We start from the raw sequence: 16,711 nt of genomic DNA, 5'->3' as shown, positions 1-16,711 counted from the left end.
CTCGACCTACCTTGAAAGAAGATACGGGTTGTCCCGGCTGAGATAGTTGCGCACGTAATCCGCCGCGCCGTCTTCAAGGGATGTCATGACCACATCACATCCGGCGGCGGCCAGCTTGTCCATCCTCGCCTCGGTGAAATACTGGTATTTGTCGCGGATGGATTCGGGCATGGGGATGTATTCGATGACCGGCTCCCGGTCCATGGCCGCGAACACGGCGCGGGCCAGGTCGTTCCAGGTCCGGGCCGTGCCGGTGCCGATGTTGAAGATGCCGTTCTTGTCAGGATTGGCCAGGAACCAGGCCATGATGTCCACGCAGTCCTTGATGTAGACAAAGTCGCGTTTCTGCCCGCCGTCGGGGTATTCCTCGCGGTAGGACTTGAAGAGCTTGAGCTGGCCGGTCTCGGTGATCTGCCTGTGGGCCTTGCAGATGACGCTGCGCATGTCGTCCTTGTGATACTCGTTGGGGCCGTAGACGTTGAAGAACTTGAGGCTGACGATGCGGTCGAGCATGCCGCCCTTGCTGGCCCAGAGGTCGAAGAGCTGCTTGGAATAGCCGTACATGTTCAGGGGCCGCAGCCGGTCGATGCCCTCGTGGCCGTCGTCGAACCCCCACTCGCCGTCGCCGTAGGTGGCCGCGCTTGAGGCGTTGATAAACCGGGCATCGTGGGCGAGGCAATGGCGGCAGACGTATTGCGTGTAGCGGTAGTTGTTCTCCATGAGGAAGTCGGCGTCGCGCTCCGTGGTGGCCGAGCACGCCCCCATGTGGATGACCGCCTGGGTGTCGAAGGGGTCGTCGCCTTCGAGAACGAACTTGAGGAACTGGTCGCGATGCAGGTAGTCTTCGTAGCGCAACCCAACGAGATTGCTCCACTTGTCGCTGGTTGACAGATTGTCCACCACCAGGATGTCGTCGATGCCGAGCTGGTTGAGCTTCCAGATCATGGCGCTGCCGATGAACCCTGCGCCGCCGGTGACTATATACATGCGATCTCCTTGTCTGCGCTGAAAACGCCGCCAACACGAGCGGTAAACGCTTCTTTATACTGATTTCACGGCCAGGACGCAACCTGCGACACCACCTATCTGCCCAACGGATTTTTTACCTATTACCGAACAATCTTATGTCAACCCCTTGCACCATTCAGCCATTAAGCATATATAATGTTGTTGGCAGCCCTCACGCCACCTACCTACTTGGTCACATAAATCTCTAAAGGAGTTATATCATGAGACAATCCAAGAAACTGCTTTTACTGGCTCTCGCTGCGGTACTGACCTTGACCTTTGCCTTCGCCACCACGGCCAGCGCAAAGATGGTCAAGGATGTTGACAACTTCATCTTCTTCCTCGATCAATCCGGCTCCATGGCCCAGAAGCACAAGACCTTGGACACCAAGAAGATCGACATGGCCATCGAGACCATGCAGGCCATGAACAAGGTCATTCCCAATCTGGACTACAACGCCTCCCTGTTCCTCTTCGCCCCCTTTGAGGCCAAGTTGCAGCCCGGTCTCTACAACAAGGCGGCCATGAGCAACGCCATCGGCTCGATCAACACCGACTTCGACATCTTCAACCGTCTCACCCCCATGGGCAACGGCCTGATCGACCTCGACCCGGTCATCGCCGGCCTCCGCGGCACCACCGCGCTGATCATGTTCACTGACGGCCTCTCCAACCTGGGTGCCGACCCCGTGGCCCAGGCCCGTGCGCTCTACGCCAAGTACGGCAACAAGCTGTGCATCCATGTGGTCAGCTTCGCGGACCACGCCAAGGGCCAGATGATCATCGACGATGTCCGCGCCCTCTCCTCCTGCACCGTGGTGGCCGACTACACCTCCCTGACCGCCCCCGGCGCCATGGACCAGTACGCCAGGGATGTCTTCTACAGCAACGTGGCCGACGCCCCGGTCGTGACTCCGGTCGCGGCTCCGGTCGATACCATGGGCAAGGAAACCATCACCTTCAGCCTGCACTTCGGCTTTGACAAGTACCAGATCACCGACGAGATGATCCCGGTGCTCGAACAGGCCAAGATCATTCTGGACGAGAATCCCTCTGCCTCCTACATCATCGCGGGACACACCGACTCCACCGGCCCCGATGCCTACAACCAGGGGCTGTCCGAGCGCCGCGCCGGTTCCGTCCGTGAATGGATGGTCGCCAACGGCGTGAACACGTCCCGCCTGGAGTCCAAGGGTTATGGCGAACTGTCGCCCAAGTACGACAACGCCACTTCCGAGGGCCGCAAGCTCAACCGCAGGGTTGAAATTCAGACCAAGTAAGGCTATGGTTCTTTCGGTCGGGCGGCGCCGCCGCCCGACCGATACCCGGCCTCACGCAGGCCAGAGAACATAACGCCATGCATAAACACATTCTTTTTTCCATCCTGGCTGTGGCCCTGGTCGTGACAGCTCTCGCTCCCCGCGTTCTGGCCGAGGAGCCGGGAGATGTGGTTGTCACACAGACCATCGATGTGGCCGTGGCCGCACCGTCGAACACGCCCGTGAATTCCGCGAACCTCCCGACCTACCTTGATGAGGACCTCGTCAAGAAACACGCCGACTTTTCCAATTTCGCGAAATCCAAGGTCCGCTCCCTCAACCAGAACCACAATCTCTCCCGCAGCCGCATGCAGATCGAGCGGCAGTCCAACGGCACCTACCGCGCCCGCTTCCATACCATCGACAGCGAATCCCTGGTCTGCAATGTGCGCCGCTCCTCGTCCACCACCATCCCCTATGTGGGAGTCCTCTTCTACAAAGAGCGGATATTCGAGGCCGTGGCCACTTCGCCCGACCTCTGCCGTACCGCCCAGTTCATCCCGGTGGCGGTCATTCCCAACCGGCACATCTTCAGTTTCAAACAAGGCTCCTGGCAATAGCCACTTTTTCCACCACGAAGAAAAGCGGGCCACGCGCCCGCTTTTTTTTGGCCGCGCAGGCCGTCCGGAGATCCATGGAAGGCACCATACGCAAGAACCTCGCGCCCGGCATGACCGTGGACATCGTCCTGAAAAAGGACCAGCGCACCGGCGCCCTCACCCGTGGCACCGTCGCCGCGCTCCTGACCAAATCCCCCACCCATCCCCACGGCATCAAGGTCCGCCTGACCAACGGCCAGGTGGGCCGGGTCAAGCACATCCTGGTCCACACTCCCGGACAGGCAGGCTGAGGCCGCATGCGCATCTGGGTTGATGCCGACGCCTGCCCGGTGGTCATCAAGGACGTGCTCTACAAGACCGCCATGCGCCGGGGCGTGCGGCTGACGCTGGTGGCCAACACCCCGCTCGCCGTGCCTGTTTCCCCGCTCATCGACACGGTCCGCGTCGGCAACAAGTTCAACGAGGCGGACGACGAGATCGCGCGGCTGGCCGAAACAGGAGACCTGGTGGTGACCGCCGACATCCCCCTGGCCGACCGCATCGTGGACAAGGGTGCCACCGGCCTGAACCCCAGGGGCGAGCTGTACACCCCGGACAACATCAAGGGACTGCTGCGCATGCGCAACCTCATGGAGGAGCTGCGCGGCGCAGGCATGGTCGCCGGCGGCCCCGCGCCCATCGGCCCGCGCGACAAGCAGGAATTCACCAACCAGCTCGACCGGTTCCTGACCCGTTGCGAGAAGCAGGGCTGACAACCGGCAGCAATTGCACAAGAAAGAGGCCTCTGGACCCCAGGGGTGCCTCCGGCAGGGTTATGAAAGAAGCCCGGTTCGGGTGAACCGGGCTTCTTCAGTTGACTTTCGGGGAGTGGTTTAATTGAGCTTGGCCTTGATGGCCTCGGCTATGGCCTTGCCCTGTTCATAGCACTGGGCCAGGGCCTCGTGATCAGGCACGTTTTTGACCTTGACCGGGGCCACCAGCTCCATGCCCATGTCCTCGATCCACTGGGTCAGGATCTTGGTGCACTCGCCGGACCAGCCGAACGAGCCAATGGCCGAGCCGATCTTGTTCTGGGGCCGCAGCCCCTTCATGTAGGTCAGCATGTCGGCCATGAGCGGCAGGATGCCGTTGTTGTGCGTGGGCGAGCCAAAAATCACGGCAGCGGCGTCGAACACCTCGGCCATGACCTCGGAGTGATGATTTGCCTTCATGGACATGATGCGCACGGACACGCCCGCGTCGGCCAGTCCGCTGGCCACGGCCCCGGCCATCTTCTCGGTGGAGTGCCACATGGTGTCGTAGACGATGACGGCCCGGTTCTTCGGCTTCTGTTCCGCATACTCGATGTACTTGGCAATGGCCCAGGGCACATCGTCGCCGCGCAGCATCAGCCCATGGTCCGGGCAGATCATGTCGATCTCAAGCTTCATCTCGGCCAGCGCGGCCAGGATCTTGAGCACCACCGGCGAGTAGGGCAGCACGATGTTGGCGTAGTAAGCCTTCATCAGCTCCTCAAGGGTATGGCGGTCCACCTCGTCGGCCCAGCGTTCGCTGGTGGCCCAGTTCTGGCCAAAGGCGTCGTTGCAGTAAAGAATCCTGTCTTCCGGGCAATAGGTCAGCATGGAGTCGGGCCAGTGGAGCATGCGCGCCTCGATGAACTTGAGGGTGCGCTTGCCCAGGCTGATGGAGCTGCCGGTGGGCACCACCTCGACCGGCCAGTCTTTATAGTGGAAGTGGGCCATCATGGCCTTCTGGCCCATGGGCGAGGTGTAAATTTTCTCGGGCCGGTATTTCTCAATGGCCAGGGCGAGGCAGCCCGCGTGGTCCGGCTCCAGGTGATTGATGACAAAATAGTCGATCTTCCGGTCCGCGCCCAGAACCTGGGCCACATTGCACTGGAGGGTGCCCCAGAACTCCTCGGCCACGGTGTCCACCAGGGTCACCTTGTCGTCGAGGATGAGGAAATTGTTGTAGGTCGTGCCCATGGGTGACTTGGAATAGCCGTGGAAATTTCGACGGTTCCAGTCCACGACCCCGACCCAGTACACACCGTCTTTTAGCTGAACAGGTCTCATGTCTCACTCCACATTGAACGGTCGGTCAACCGTTGTGTCAAAAAGAAGCGCGGACCAAACGGCGCGCGCCTCCTGCCCGGTGATTCGGGCTGTCGGGATCAGGCTTCGGGGACGAAGTTTTCCTTGGTCGCGCCGCAGACCGGGCAGGTCCAGTCGTCGGGCAGGTCGTCAAAGCTGGTGCCAGCCGGGATGTCGCTGTCCGGGTCGCCCTGGGCCGGGTCGTACACATAGCCGCAAATCTCGCACACGTATTTCTGCATGGGGTCTGTCTCCTTTTGATCAGTCACTTTTGCAGCAGCGGCCCTGGCTGTCAACGTGGCCGCGCCGGTTTGCACAGGCAATTCGCAATCCGCCATGGTGGAACCCGGACCAACGAGCGGCCTGAAGCACCGCTTGGTGCCGCCGCAGACCGGGCATCTCCAGGTATCGGGCAGGTCCTCGAAAAGAACCCCCTTGGGAATCCGCCCCTTGCGGTCGCCCCTGTCGGGGTTGTAGATGAATCCGCAATTCACCGTCTGGCACTGCCACAGGTCTTCCGGACGGGTGGTGGATCGGGCCATGCCGCCTCCGGGGCGCGGGAGAAGGCGGCGGACCGTGCGGTCCGCCCTCCCACTATATTTCTGGTCCGGCTGCGCCTATTTCTTGGCAGCCCAGAGACCGTGGATGTTGCAGTACTCGCGGACCGACACGTCGCCCTTGAGCCCGCAGATGCAGAACTCGGCCTCCGGGGCCTGTCCGGGCTTGAGCAGCTTGGTCATCACGGTGTCGCCCACCATGACCTCGATCCATTCGATGTAATGCTTCTCTTCCATGGGATGGGCCACGGAACCGACCTTGACCGTGATCTTGTCGCCGTCCCTGGTCCAGACCGGCACATGCTTCTCCACGGCGGCGTCGACCGTGTTTTCCTTCATCAGCTTCATGTCCTCCCCGCAGCAGACGAGGTCGCCCTTGCCTTCGTGGATGGCCATGACGATGTTTCCGCAGACGTTACACTTGTAGACTTCACCGAGTTTGATGCCCATATGGCAGCTCCTTTGGGTTTACCAGTTGGTGTCCTTGATCTCGAAATGGGCCTGGGGATGGTCGCAAGCCGGGCAACGGTCAGGGGCGGACACACCGGTGTGATTGTATCCGCAGTTCTGGCACCGCCAGACGATTTGACTGTCTTTGGTGAACACGCGGTTGTTCTCGATATTGGCGATGAGGGATTTGTAGCGCTCCTCGTGATATCTCTCGGCGATGGCGATGTGCTCCATGACCGCCGCAATGGCCGGGAAGCCCTCCTCGCGGGCGATCTTGGCGAACTCCGGGTACATCTCGGTGTATTCATGGTTCTCACCAGCGGCGGCCTCCCTGAGGTTCTCCAGGGTGGAGCCGATGACGCCCGCCGGGAAGGATGCGGTGATCTCCACCTCGCCACCCTCAAGGAACTTGAAGAGCCGCTTGGCGTGTTCCTTCTCATGGTTGGCCGTTTCCTCGAATATCTTGGAAATCTGGACGTATCCTTCGTTCTTGGCCTTGCTGGCGAAGTAGGTGTATCTGTTGCGGGCCTGCGACTCGCCCACAAAGGCGATGAGCAGATTCTTCTCGGTACGGGTTCCTTTGAGCGACACGTTATCCTCCTGGTCTTTCATTATTAACAAGAGAGAACTTTCCCATTAAGCCGAAACATAGCACATGGAGGGACAATGTACACCGCCAAGCGGCACTTTTTCACAAAAACCACCAATTCGCTTCATGTCAGCACGCTGCCTTTCCTGTAATATCGAATGGCTATCGACTTCATGAGAATTATTACTACATAGAAGAACGCGCACTGTCAACCCGCGCGCCAAAGAAATCTTCCCCCCGCACACCGAAAAACCGGGCGGCCCACGGTGACGCGGGCCGCCCGGTTCTTCGGGCGCTGTACTCTGTCCTCCCTCGCGGGGAGGCAGGGTCGCCCCTGACGGGCATTTGAGCGACTATTGGCGGGCTGCCTGGCACTGGGGGCAGATGCCCACAAACTCCACGTTGGTGCTCAGGATATCATACCCTGCGGCGCACTCGCTCGGAATCTGCGGCAGGATCACATCGCATTCTACATCGACCACGTTGGTGCAAATTGCGCAACGGATGTGCGGGTGCGGCTCCGCCATGCCGTCGAACCGCTTCTGCGCGCCGGGAGCGCCAAGCTTCATGGCCAGCCCCTTGGTGCACAAAAACTCCAGGTTGCGGTACACGGTGCCAAGGCTGATGCGCGGAATGATTTTGCGCACCATGTCGTACACCTCGTCCGCCGTGGGGTGTGACGTCACCTTCCTGAGTTCCTCAAGAATCACCTTGCGCTGCTTGGACAGCCGAAAACCCATATTAGCCACCATGGGCCACCTCCGTTCCGATCATAATAATGATTACTATTCAATCGACGTCCCGATGTCAAGGGGGGGGGCGTTCTCCACAGATTGAATGGGTGTCCTTATCCCAGTTTCTCAAAACGCGCAAATCCTGCCGCCCATTCCCGATAATCCGGCCTCTGCCCCCGGCAGACGGTCCAGTCTCACGGGCGTCGCATACGTTCATGTCCCCTGCCTGCCCGCCAAATAAAGCGGCCCGGCATGGAGCCGGGCCGCTAGTGGATCACTTTCTGTTTCGGCTAGTTGCGAAACTTCGCCACCAATTCGGAGAGGTGTTGGGCCATTTCCGAGACCTCCTGGATGCCCTTGTTGGATTCGCGGATGCCGGTCAGGATCTCCTGGGAGAGTTCATTGATGTGGGTGACGCTGGTGTTGATCTCGTCAGAGGTGGCCGACTGCTGCTCCGCCGCGGTGGCGATGCCGCGCACCATGTCGGCGATGGAATCGGAATGGGTCACGATCTGGTCGAGCACGCCGCCCGCCTCCTTGGCCATGCCCGAGGTGTTGAGCACGCGCTCCTTGACCGTGTCCATCTCCTTGACCACAGCCGTGGTGGACTGCTGGATGAGCGAGATGGCCCCCTCCACTTCCTTGGTGGCGGTCATGGTCTTCTCGGCCAGCTTGCGCACCTCGTCGGCGACCACGGCGAACCCGCGGCCCGCCTCGCCCGCGCGCGCAGCCTCGATGGCCGCGTTGAGCGCCAGCAGGTTGGTCTGGTCTGCGATGTCGTTGATCACGGCCATGACCTTGCCGATGTTCTCGGCCCGGGTCGAGAGTGATGCCAACGCCTCGGCCAAACTCTCGGTGATCTCGGCCACGGTGTTGATCTCGGCCACGGTCTTGCCGACCACTATGCCGCCGTCCGCAGCCACCTTGTTGGCCCGGCCCGAGGCATCCGCCGTCTCCGAGGCGTTCTTGGCCACCTCAAGAACCGTGGCGTTCATCTCCTCCATGGCCGTGGCCACCTGGCTGGTCTGGTCGGCGGTGGTGTCCACCCCGCGCGCCAGATTTGCCATCTGCTGCGAGAGAACGTCCGAAGCCGCATTGAGCTTGTTGGCAACCTCGGTCACCTGGTTGGCCACCACGAGCAGGTTCTCCTGCTGGGCCTCTATATTCTTGCGGTCCTGCTCCTCGCGGGTCAGGTCGATGAGCACGCAGATGGCGCCCACGGTCCTGCCCTCGGCATCGTTGAGCGGCGACGCCTCGAAGTGGAGCGGGAAGGTGGTGCCGTCGGCCCTGCGATAGTGGAAGTTGCCGGATATGGTCACGCCGCTGGCGATGACATGGGCCGCGTCGCAGGTCTCGTCGCCGGGCTCGCACTCGAACACGTCCGGCACCCTGCGGCCCTTCACGTCCGCCCCGGTCAGGCCCAGGATCTCCTGCAACGGCTCGTTGACAAACTGGAGCCTCTCCTCGGCATCGGTCACGAAGAGCGGGACCACGATGCCATCAAGCACGCTCTTGTTGTACTGGAGCTGGTCCTTGATCTGGGAGACCATCTCGCCCAGGTAGCGCGACAGGCTGCCCAGCTCGTCCTCGCCGGACACGGTGAATTTGGCCTCAAGATTGCCCTTGCTCACTTCTTCGGTGGTGGAGGCGATGCTGGTGATGCGGTTGACCACGCTCTTTCGCATGAAGACGATCAGGGCGGTCAGCAGGGCCACCACGCCGAGCACGGAGATGCCCGCAGACCGGATCTGGTTGGCCTTGAGCGCGTCGAACTGCGGGCTGACATCCACGGTCAGCACCAGGGCGCCCAGGATCTTGCGCGTCTTGCCGTGGCAGTGGTAGCACGACGGACTGTTCTCGATGGTCTTGACCTCGGCAAACTGGAGCTTGCCGTCGATCTCCATGAGCTCGCCCTTGATCACCGGGGTTTCCAGCCCCTCGCGCATCATGTCGGGCAGGCCGTTCTCCTGCCGGACTTCAAATATGTCCTTGCGGACCACATCCGCCTTGGTGGAGTAGGTGATCTCGCCCTTGTAGTCGGTGAGATAGGCGCTGGTGTCGACGTAGCGCTCCGAGAGTTCCTGGAACTTGCGGGCCGTGCCTTCGTTGTCGCCCACGCCCATGGGATCTTCGATGGCCATGTAGAGCATGTCGCCCACGCGCTCGGCCGCCACCTCCACCTCGTGGAGCGTGTGCGTGTAGGTGGAGTAGGAATTGTAAATGAAAAGCCCTGTAAACGCGATGATGGTGAGCAGCGATGACAGGAGTATGACCTTGACGCCCAGGGACTGATTGATGATTTTCATGATCGTCTCCTAGTGCGCCCCGCCGTAGAGCAGCGGCTTGAAGTCAAAGGCGGCCACCCGCTCCGGGTTGTGGCAATGCTCGCAATCGGCGACACTCAGCTTGCCCACGATCAGGTCGGTGTCACCCCCGGACTCGACATGGTCGTAACCCGGCCCGTGACAGACCTCGCACCCGGCATCGGCCATCTTGGGCGTTGCCTCGAAGCTGACAAACCCGCCCGGCTTGCCGAACCCGGTCATGTGACAGGTAAAGCATTCCTCCAGCTCGTCCTTGGCCAGGTCTCCCGCCATGACCTTGACCGAGTCGCCTGAATGGGCCTTTTTCGAAAATTTCTTGAAGTTGTCGAACTCATCCTCGTGACAGTCGGCACAAGCCTCTGATCCGACATACCGACCTGAGTTGGACCGCCCGACCGTGGCCGTCCCGATGACAACGATCGCCGTGGCAACAAAAAAGAGCAGACAACCCCTGGACCACGCAGAAGAAAACAGCATTAACCACCCCCCGTAAAAGTCTGAAACGCGACGATTCCGCAGGAGAAACCCGCACCTCGCCATCTGAAAGACTCCTTGGGTCTATAGATGGTTTTTTCAAACAGGTAAAGTGGGTCCGCCCCTTCGCAACGCGAAGGGGCGGTTATTACCAGTCAAGGGTCTTCTTGAAAGCGGACGCCAGATCGTGAACATTCTCACACAGGATTTGGCGCTGTTCGTGGGAGACAGTCAGCGCGCCGGAGCCGTCCACCACGCCGATGCGGGCGAACCATTGCCCGGCAAACAGCCCCTCAAAGGCGTCGCGATGGGCCGGTGGCACGGAGACAACGAAACGGCTGGCCGACTCGGCATAGAGCAGGCCAGTGGAGCCAAGCTCGCCATTGACCGGCACGGCGGCGAGGTCAATGGCCGCGCCCAGGCGACCACCGATGCACATCTCGGCCAGGGTCACGCCCAGACCGCCGTCAGAGCAATCGTGGCAGGCGCTGATCAGCCTTGCCTGGATGGCCGCGAACACCGTCTCATACCGGGCCTTGGCCGTGAGCAGGTCCACCTGCGGCACGCTCCCATGGGAGAAGCCGAGCTGGGCCGCGACCTCGCTGCCCCCAAACTCTGGCCTGGTCAGGCCGAGCAGGTAGACCAGATCGCCGGGAGCCTTGAAATCCGAGGTGACGCATTTGTTCACATCCGGAATCACGCCGATGACCGAGAAGAGCACGGTGGGCGGGATGGAAATCTTGCGCCCCCCGCCCTTGTAATCGTTCTTCATGGAGTCCTTGCCCGAGACGCAGGGCACTCCGAACCCGAGGCAGTAATGGGCCAGGGCGAGGTTGGCGCGCACCAGCTGGGCCAGCTTGTAATGGCCGTCGGGCGTGGTTTCGGACTGGACAGGATCGCACCAGCAGAAGTTGTCGCACCCGGCCATGTAGCTGATATCGCCGCCCACGGCCACGGCGTTGCGGATGGCCTCGTCAATGGCGTTGGCCATCATCCAGTAGGTGTCGAGGTCGGAATACTGCGGGCAGATGCCGTGGGAGACCACCAGCCCGCGCTCGCTTTCAAGCTCGGGCCGCAGCACGCCCGCGTCCGACGGGCCATCGGCCTTGACGCCCACCATGGGCTTGATCGCGCTTTTGCCCTGGACCTCGTGGTCATACTGCCTGACCACATACTCCTTGGAGCAGATGTTCAGGCGGCCAAGCATGGCCTTGAGCAACCCGCCCTGGTCCGCGACCTCGGGCACCGGCTCGGTGGCGATCACGGGCCGGTCCCAGACCGCGTCCAGCTCCATCTGCGGCACGCCGTCGTGCAGGAACTCCATGTCCAGGCAGGTGACCATCCGCTTGCCGTAGCGGACCAGGTACTTGCCGGAATCCGTGAAGGTGCCAAGCACCGTGGACTCCACGTCCATCTCGGCGGACAGGGCCAGGAATTCGTCGATCTTTTCGGGCGGCACGGCCATGGTCATGCGCTCCTGGGCCTCGGAGATGAGGATTTCCCAGGGCCTCAGCCCATCATACTTGAGGGGTGCCCTGGCCAGGTCCATCTCGAACCCGCCCGTGTCCCCGGCCATCTCGCCCACGGACGAGGACAGGCCGCCCGCGCCATTGTCGGTGATGGCGTTGTACAGCCCGCGATCGCGGGCGCGCATGAGAAAATCGTACATCTTGCGCTGGGTGATGGGGTCGCCGATCTGCACCGCCGTGGCCGGGCTGCCCTCGTGCAGCTCCTCGGACGAGAACGTCGCACCGTGGATGCCGTCCGCGCCGATGCGCCCACCGGACATGACGATCAGGTCGCCGGGCAGGGCCTGCTTCTCGTGGGAGGGACGGCCCGCCACGGTCACGGGCATGGTGCCGATGGTGCCGCAGTAGACCAGGGGCTTGCCCAGGTAGCGCTCATCAAAAACAATGGACCCGTTGACCGTGGGGATGCCGGACTTGTTGCCGCCATGCTCCACGCCCTCGCGCACGCCCTCGAACACGCGGCGCGGGTGCAGCAACCGGGGCGGTAGCCCGCCCTCGTGAAAGGGCGAGGCAAAGCAGAAGACATCGGTGTTGCACAGCAGGTTCGCGCCCAGGCCGGTGCCCATGGGGTCGCGGTTGACGCCCACGATGCCGGTCAGCGCTCCGCCGTAGGGGTCGAGCGCCGAGGGCGAGTTGTGCGTCTCCATCTTGACGCAGACATTGAGGGTCTCGGAAAAGGCGATCACGCCCGCGTTGTCCTTGAACACCGACAAACAGTAGTCGCCATGGGGGCCGGATTCGGCGTTGCGCGCGCGCAAGGCCTTGGTGGACCCCTGGATAAAGGTCTTGTACAGGCTCGAATAGTGCGAGGTCCGGCCCGTCTCGCGGTCCTTGTAGGCGATTTTCGCGCCGAAGATCTTGTGCTTGCAGTGCTCGGACCAGGTCTGGGCCAGCACCTCGATCTCGGCGTCCGTGGGCTCGCCGGTCAGACCCACCTGTTCGCGCGCGGCGCGCACCGCCGGGTCGGCATAATAGGCGCGGATGTCGTGCAGCTCGCGCAGGGACAGGGCCAGGGTGTTGGCCCTGGAGAAATCCATCAATTCTGCATCGGTCATGGTGGAGATGGCCACGGTGCCCACCTCGTCGCTGGCCTGGCCCGTGACCCTGGCCGCGCGGGCCTCGAATCCGGGCGAAGCGGCCCACTGGGCGGCGGACTTGTATTCAAACCGCTGGATCAGCTCGTTGGCCAGCAGGTCGGCGGCGATGTGGCGGATGCCCGCCTCGTCGAGCCCGGCCCGGATCAGGTACTGGCGCGAGGTGTAGACCTTGACCGACTCCAGCCCGACCTTGGACAGGCCAAGGACCACGCCCAGGGTCTCGCGCGCGGTGCGCCCCTCGTTGTCCGTGACGCCGGGCCGAAAGCCCACTTCGAGAATCCAGTCGAAATCGCGCGCCAGGGGGGCCAGGGAGACCTCGTGCAGCACCGGATCGTGCAGAGCAGCCCGTTCAAGGGCCGTGTCCACTTGCAGCTGGGTCAATCCCTCCAGGGTGAAGACGCTGACGATGCGCACATCGCCCACCTCCACCCCAAGCTCGCTCCTGATCTTGCGGGCGACTTTCTCGCCCACCACGTCACGGACGCCCTCTTTCAGTCCGACAACGACACGGCACAGCATCTGGATACTCCTTCTTGGAAATCTGAAAAGAAACCGGCCCGTCTCGCGTGTGCGACCGGGCCGGCCTGAAATCACTTGGTTCTGGTCAGCACGTAATCCGCGGCCTGCCCGAGCACGGTGACCGGCTCGCCAGGGGGGAAGCCCGCAAGGCATGCCTTGGCGCGCTCGACGTAGTGGGCGGCCTCGTCGCGGGTGCGCTGCGGACAGCCCGCGTCCTGGACCTGGGCCAGGATCTCGGCGCACTGCTCTTCGGTCAACTCGCCGTCGCGCATCAGGCCGAGCAGGGTCTCGCTGGCCGCCTCGTCGCCGTCCTCCATGAACAGGATCAGGGGCAGGGTCACCTTGCCCTCGCGCAGGTCGCCGCCCTCTGGCTTGCCCGTTTCCGAGGTGGGCGAGGCGTAGTCCAGGGCGTCGTCCACCAATTGGAAGGCGATGCCCAGGTTGAGGCCATATTCGCCCGCCGCGTCCTCCTGCTCCGGGGTGGCCCCGGCCAGGGCCGCGCCGCACCGGCAGGCGCACTCGATGAGCCGGGCGGTCTTGCCGATGATGATGTTCATGTACGCCTCGCGGTCCAGGGTGGGATGCTTGGAGAACCGGATCTCCTCGATCTCGCCCACCGCGGTCTCCATGATCCCCCGGGCCAGCAGCCAGCAGAGCCGGGCGTTGCCGTAGCGGGCGCCCATCTCATTGGCCAGGGCCAGCAGGGCATCGCCGGCCAGGATGGTCTCGGTGCGGCCAAAGACCAGATGCGCGGCGGACCGGCCACGCCGCAGTTCGGCATCGTCCAGGTAGTCGTCGTGCAGCAGGGTGGCCGAGTGGAGCAGCTCCAGCGAGCAGGCGATGGCGTGATAATCATCCCGATCATAACCCATGGCGCGGGCAAAGAGCAGGGTCAGCATGGGCCGGATGCGCTTGCCGCCGGAGCCGATGATGTGCTTGGCGACATCCCGCACCAGTCCATTCAGGGCCTCGGCCTCGGCGTCAAGGAATTGGTTGATTCCGGGGAGTTCCCTCTGGAAGTAGCGCAGCAGTTCGTTCATATCGGGTAATTATGTCAGGTTGCGGGCAAGGAGTAAAGCCTTCTACTTCCCAAGGAAAAGGCGCGGGGCGAGGTCGCCCAGCGTCCGGAATGCGCCCTTGAGGTCCCAGTCCTCGGGCTGGCGCGAGCCCACCCTGTTGGACACGCTGCGCACCTGCAAAAAGGGCAGGCCCGCCCGCATGGTCCCAAAGGCCAGGGCAAACCCCTCCATGTTCTCCACATCCCCGTTGCAGGCCGTCTTGAGCCAGCCAGACCGCTCCGGGGTGCCGGTGACGCTGCTGACCGTGACGAACGAGCCCCGGGCGCAATCCGCGGGCAGGGACAGGCCCATGGCCGCCGCGTCGTTAACCGGATTGAGCTGGACCCGGTTCCACACCGGCTTGCCCCGGACCTCGCCCTGGGGAAAGCCGATGGCCTTGGGGTCCACCCTGCCCTCCTCGTCGAGCAGGCCGTACTCCGGCCAGGTCTCCTGCCAGGCATAGGCGCTGGTGCCGATGGGGAACTCCTCCACATCGTACGCCCCGCCGATGCCGAGGTTGACCACCCCGGTGACAAAGGGCAGGGCCAGGAGCCTGCCAGCGGCCAGGGCCGTGTTGACCAGCCCCACCCCGCTCACGGCCAGCAGCAGGTCATGCCCGCCAAGGGAAAACTCCGCTGTCCCGCCCTGCTCCACCGCAGGCGCGCCCACGGCTCCGAAGGCGGACTGCATCTCCCTGGACGTGGCCGTGACGACTATGATCATGTTCTCCCCTTGTGACGGGTGTTCGTACAGTGTTCAGAGGGCAAGCGGAAAACATCAGGGCTCAATGCGGATCCGTGGCCGCTACAGCCGCCAGTAGGTGATATCCAGCGCCTCAAGCTCGGCCCGGTCGAAGAACCCCTTGACGTCCACCACCAGGGCGCGGGCCGGATCAGCGAACCACTCCTTGATTTCGGCCAGGGGGATGTCGCGGTATTGGTCGTGGGACACGGCCAGAACGAGCGCGTCCAGATCGCGCATGGCGTCAAGGGCGCACAGCTCGATGCCCAGTTCGTGGCGCGCCTCCTCTGGGTCGGCCATGGCGTCGTGGATCAGGGTGACCATCCCGTAGTCGGCCAGCTCGGCCAGGATGTCCACCACGCGGGTGTTGCGCAGGTCGGGCACGTTCTCCTTGAAGGTCACGCCGAGCACGCCCACGCGCGCGCCCTTGATCTTGACATCCGCCCGGATCAGCCGCTTGACAGCGGCCTCGGCGATGAACTTGCCCATGGAGTCGTTGGTCTGCCTGCCCGCCAGGATGACCTGGGGATGAAAGCCCATGGCCTCGGCCTTGAAGGTCAGATAGTACGGGTCCACCCCGATGCAGTGGCCGCCCACCAGACCGGGCCGGAAGGGGAGGAAATTCCACTTGGTGCCAGCGGCTTCGAGCACGTCCAGGGTGTCGATGCCCATGCGGTCGAAGATCATGGCCAGCTCGTTCATGAGCGCGATGTTCAGGTCGCGCTGGGTGTTCTCGATGACCTTGGCCGCCTCGGCTGTGCGAATGTCCGCGGCCAGATGGGTGCCCGCCTCGACCACGATGCCGTAGACCGCCTGGAGCAGCCGGCCCGTGGCCTCGTCCTGCCCGGCCACCACCTTGACGATGGTTTCCAGCCGGTGGACCTTGTCGCCGGGGTTGATGCGCTCGGGCGAGTAGCCCACGCAGAAGTCGCGGCCACAGACCAGACCGGACCGGTCCTCAAGGATGGGCACGCAGATATCCTCGGTCAGGCCTGGGAAAACCGTGGACTCGTAGACCACCACGCTGCCGGGCTGGAGATAGGTGCCCACGGACTCGCTGGCCCCGGTCACGGGACGCAGGTCGGGCGAGCGGTACTCGTCGATGGGCGTGGGCACGGCCACCAGGATCAGCCGCGCGCTGGCCAGATTGGAGAGATCAGAGGTGAAGATCAGGTCCACGTCGTCGGTCACGGTGGAGAAGTCCACCTCGCCGGTGCGGTCATGCCGCCGGACAAGCTCGCGCACGCGCTTATCGGACACGTCCACGCCGATGACCCGGAAATGGCGGCCCAGGGCCACGGCCAGGGGCAGCCCCACATAGCCCAGCCCGACCACGGCGATGGTGTCTTCCTTGCTCTGCAACCTGTCGAATGTAATCATGCTCATGAAAGAGTCTCCATGTATGGGTCGGGTGGACACGGGCCGTGTTCCCGGCTAGTAAGGGCGTATGAACATCGACTGGTCATTGCTGATCGCAGCCGTGGGGCTGGCCTTCGTCTTCGAGGGGCTCCCCTATTTTCTCTTTGCCGAACGCATGCCGCGCATGCTGCTGAGGCTGGCCACCCAGCCGCCGAAATTCCTGCGCTTCATCGGACTGGCTGCCATCATCCTCGGCCTGCTCATCATCTCTTTTGGCCGCTCCTTATCCTCATAAGGAAC

At 62.8% G+C, this 16,711-nt stretch carries 16 protein-coding genes and 2 pseudogenes; 5 read left to right on the top strand and 13 right to left on the bottom strand.

Translation table 11 applies throughout. The features are described from left to right. Positions 1-6 precede the first annotated feature (6 nt). The gene (gene rfaD, locus DAES_RS04050; protein WP_013513762.1) at positions 7-987 is read right to left on the bottom strand and encodes an ADP-glyceromanno-heptose 6-epimerase; all 981 of its coding nucleotides are present in this window, start codon (positions 985-987) and stop codon (positions 7-9) included. A gap of 242 nt (positions 988-1,229) precedes the next feature. On the opposite strand from rfaD, the gene DAES_RS04045 reads away from it, so the two are divergent. The 4 genes from DAES_RS04045 to DAES_RS04030 all read left to right on the top strand — a co-directional run bounded on the left by DAES_RS04045 (position 1,230) and on the right by DAES_RS04030 (position 3,639). Then, positions 1,230-2,288 carry an OmpA family protein gene (locus DAES_RS04045; protein ID WP_013513761.1) on the top strand — a complete coding sequence of 353 codons (1,059 nt, stop codon included), beginning with the start codon at positions 1,230-1,232 and terminating at the stop codon, positions 2,286-2,288. A 77-nt stretch (positions 2,289-2,365) separates the two neighbouring features. Further along, entirely contained in the window at positions 2,366-2,887 is a 522-nt protein-coding gene (locus DAES_RS04040; RefSeq protein WP_013513760.1) for a hypothetical protein, read from the top strand. Positions 2,888-2,961: 74 nt separating this feature from the next. Further along, a complete protein-coding gene (locus tag DAES_RS04035) occupies positions 2,962-3,177 on the top strand; it encodes a YwbE family protein (protein WP_013513759.1) in 216 nt (71 codons plus the stop codon). Between the two features lie 6 nt (positions 3,178-3,183). Continuing rightward, entirely contained in the window at positions 3,184-3,639 is a 456-nt protein-coding gene (locus DAES_RS04030; protein ID WP_013513758.1) for a YaiI/YqxD family protein, read from the top strand. Between the two features lie 120 nt (positions 3,640-3,759). Here DAES_RS04030 and DAES_RS04025 read toward each other — a convergent pair whose 3' ends face one another. The 12 genes and pseudogenes from DAES_RS04025 to DAES_RS03975 form a co-directional block, all read right to left on the bottom strand. Continuing rightward, on the bottom strand, positions 3,760-4,962 hold the full coding sequence (locus DAES_RS04025; protein WP_013513757.1) for an FprA family A-type flavoprotein: 1,203 nt from the start codon (positions 4,960-4,962) through the stop codon (positions 3,760-3,762). A 98-nt stretch (positions 4,963-5,060) separates the two neighbouring features. After that, a pseudogene (locus DAES_RS17925) lies at positions 5,061-5,210 on the bottom strand (rubredoxin); the annotation flags it as partial. Positions 5,211-5,297: 87 nt separating this feature from the next. Continuing rightward, positions 5,298-5,522, bottom strand: a pseudogene (locus DAES_RS17920) (rubredoxin); the annotation flags it as partial. A 75-nt stretch (positions 5,523-5,597) separates the two neighbouring features. After that, positions 5,598-5,987: a desulfoferrodoxin gene (locus tag DAES_RS04015; RefSeq protein ID WP_013513755.1), complete on the bottom strand. Its 390-nt coding sequence runs from the start codon at positions 5,985-5,987 to the stop codon at positions 5,598-5,600. Positions 5,988-6,005: 18 nt separating this feature from the next. Beyond that, the gene (rbr, locus tag DAES_RS04010) at positions 6,006-6,578 is read right to left on the bottom strand and encodes a rubrerythrin (RefSeq protein WP_013513754.1); all 573 of its coding nucleotides are present in this window, start codon (positions 6,576-6,578) and stop codon (positions 6,006-6,008) included. Positions 6,579-6,929: 351 nt separating this feature from the next. After that, positions 6,930-7,328 carry a Fur family transcriptional regulator gene (locus tag DAES_RS04005; RefSeq protein WP_013513753.1) on the bottom strand — a complete coding sequence of 133 codons (399 nt, stop codon included), beginning with the start codon at positions 7,326-7,328 and terminating at the stop codon, positions 6,930-6,932. 272 nt (positions 7,329-7,600) lie between these two features. Next, positions 7,601-9,616, bottom strand: coding sequence for a methyl-accepting chemotaxis protein (locus DAES_RS04000; protein WP_013513752.1), 2,016 nt, complete (start codon positions 9,614-9,616; stop codon positions 7,601-7,603). A 9-nt stretch (positions 9,617-9,625) separates the two neighbouring features. Next, positions 9,626-10,111, bottom strand: coding sequence for a cytochrome c family protein (locus tag DAES_RS03995; RefSeq protein WP_041271341.1), 486 nt, complete (start codon positions 10,109-10,111; stop codon positions 9,626-9,628). A 145-nt stretch (positions 10,112-10,256) separates the two neighbouring features. Beyond that, positions 10,257-13,253 carry an AIR synthase-related protein gene (locus DAES_RS03990; RefSeq protein WP_013513750.1) on the bottom strand — a complete coding sequence of 999 codons (2,997 nt, stop codon included), beginning with the start codon at positions 13,251-13,253 and terminating at the stop codon, positions 10,257-10,259. 71 nt (positions 13,254-13,324) lie between these two features. Continuing rightward, a complete protein-coding gene (locus DAES_RS03985; RefSeq protein WP_013513749.1) occupies positions 13,325-14,293 on the bottom strand; it encodes a polyprenyl synthetase family protein in 969 nt (322 codons plus the stop codon). A gap of 42 nt (positions 14,294-14,335) precedes the next feature. After that, positions 14,336-15,034, bottom strand: a complete 699-nt coding sequence (gene mqnB / locus DAES_RS03980; protein ID WP_013513748.1) for a futalosine hydrolase — start codon at positions 15,032-15,034, stop codon at positions 14,336-14,338. A gap of 81 nt (positions 15,035-15,115) precedes the next feature. Beyond that, positions 15,116-16,438: a nucleotide sugar dehydrogenase gene (locus DAES_RS03975; protein ID WP_013513747.1), complete on the bottom strand. Its 1,323-nt coding sequence runs from the start codon at positions 16,436-16,438 to the stop codon at positions 15,116-15,118. 61 nt (positions 16,439-16,499) lie between these two features. On the opposite strand from DAES_RS03975, the gene DAES_RS03970 reads away from it, so the two are divergent. Continuing rightward, positions 16,500-16,706 (top strand): DUF2065 domain-containing protein, encoded by a 207-nt coding sequence (locus DAES_RS03970; protein WP_013513746.1) that lies wholly within the window; start codon positions 16,500-16,502, stop codon positions 16,704-16,706. Positions 16,707-16,711 lie beyond the last annotated feature (5 nt).

Origin of the sequence: Pseudodesulfovibrio aespoeensis Aspo-2, assembly GCF_000176915.2 — a bacterium.
Classification (GTDB): Bacteria; Desulfobacterota; Desulfovibrionia; order Desulfovibrionales; family Desulfovibrionaceae; genus Pseudodesulfovibrio; species Pseudodesulfovibrio aespoeensis.
The sequence above is the reverse complement of the archived record's forward strand: the minus strand, read 5'-3'. Positions and strand labels throughout refer to the sequence as shown.

Coding starts and splice junctions, on each gene's coding strand:
- rfaD (WP_013513762.1), bottom strand. CDS start 987: ATGTATATAGTCACCGGCGGCGCAGGGTTCATCGGCAGCGCCATGATC.
- DAES_RS04045 (WP_013513761.1), top strand. CDS start 1,230: ATGAGACAATCCAAGAAACTGCTTTTACTGGCTCTCGCTGCGGTACTG.
- DAES_RS04040 (WP_013513760.1), top strand. CDS start 2,366: ATGCATAAACACATTCTTTTTTCCATCCTGGCTGTGGCCCTGGTCGTG.
- DAES_RS04035 (WP_013513759.1), top strand. CDS start 2,962: ATGGAAGGCACCATACGCAAGAACCTCGCGCCCGGCATGACCGTGGAC.
- DAES_RS04030 (WP_013513758.1), top strand. CDS start 3,184: ATGCGCATCTGGGTTGATGCCGACGCCTGCCCGGTGGTCATCAAGGAC.
- DAES_RS04025 (WP_013513757.1), bottom strand. CDS start 4,962: ATGAGACCTGTTCAGCTAAAAGACGGTGTGTACTGGGTCGGGGTCGTG.
- DAES_RS04015 (WP_013513755.1), bottom strand. CDS start 5,987: ATGGGCATCAAACTCGGTGAAGTCTACAAGTGTAACGTCTGCGGAAAC.
- DAES_RS04005 (WP_013513753.1), bottom strand. CDS start 7,328: ATGGTGGCTAATATGGGTTTTCGGCTGTCCAAGCAGCGCAAGGTGATT.
- DAES_RS04000 (WP_013513752.1), bottom strand. CDS start 9,616: ATGAAAATCATCAATCAGTCCCTGGGCGTCAAGGTCATACTCCTGTCA.
- DAES_RS03995 (WP_041271341.1), bottom strand. CDS start 10,111: ATGCTGTTTTCTTCTGCGTGGTCCAGGGGTTGTCTGCTCTTTTTTGTT.
- DAES_RS03990 (WP_013513750.1), bottom strand. CDS start 13,253: ATGCTGTGCCGTGTCGTTGTCGGACTGAAAGAGGGCGTCCGTGACGTG.
- DAES_RS03985 (WP_013513749.1), bottom strand. CDS start 14,293: ATGAACGAACTGCTGCGCTACTTCCAGAGGGAACTCCCCGGAATCAAC.
- mqnB (WP_013513748.1), bottom strand. CDS start 15,034: ATGATCATAGTCGTCACGGCCACGTCCAGGGAGATGCAGTCCGCCTTC.
- DAES_RS03975 (WP_013513747.1), bottom strand. CDS start 16,438: ATGAGCATGATTACATTCGACAGGTTGCAGAGCAAGGAAGACACCATC.
- DAES_RS03970 (WP_013513746.1), top strand. CDS start 16,500: ATGAACATCGACTGGTCATTGCTGATCGCAGCCGTGGGGCTGGCCTTC.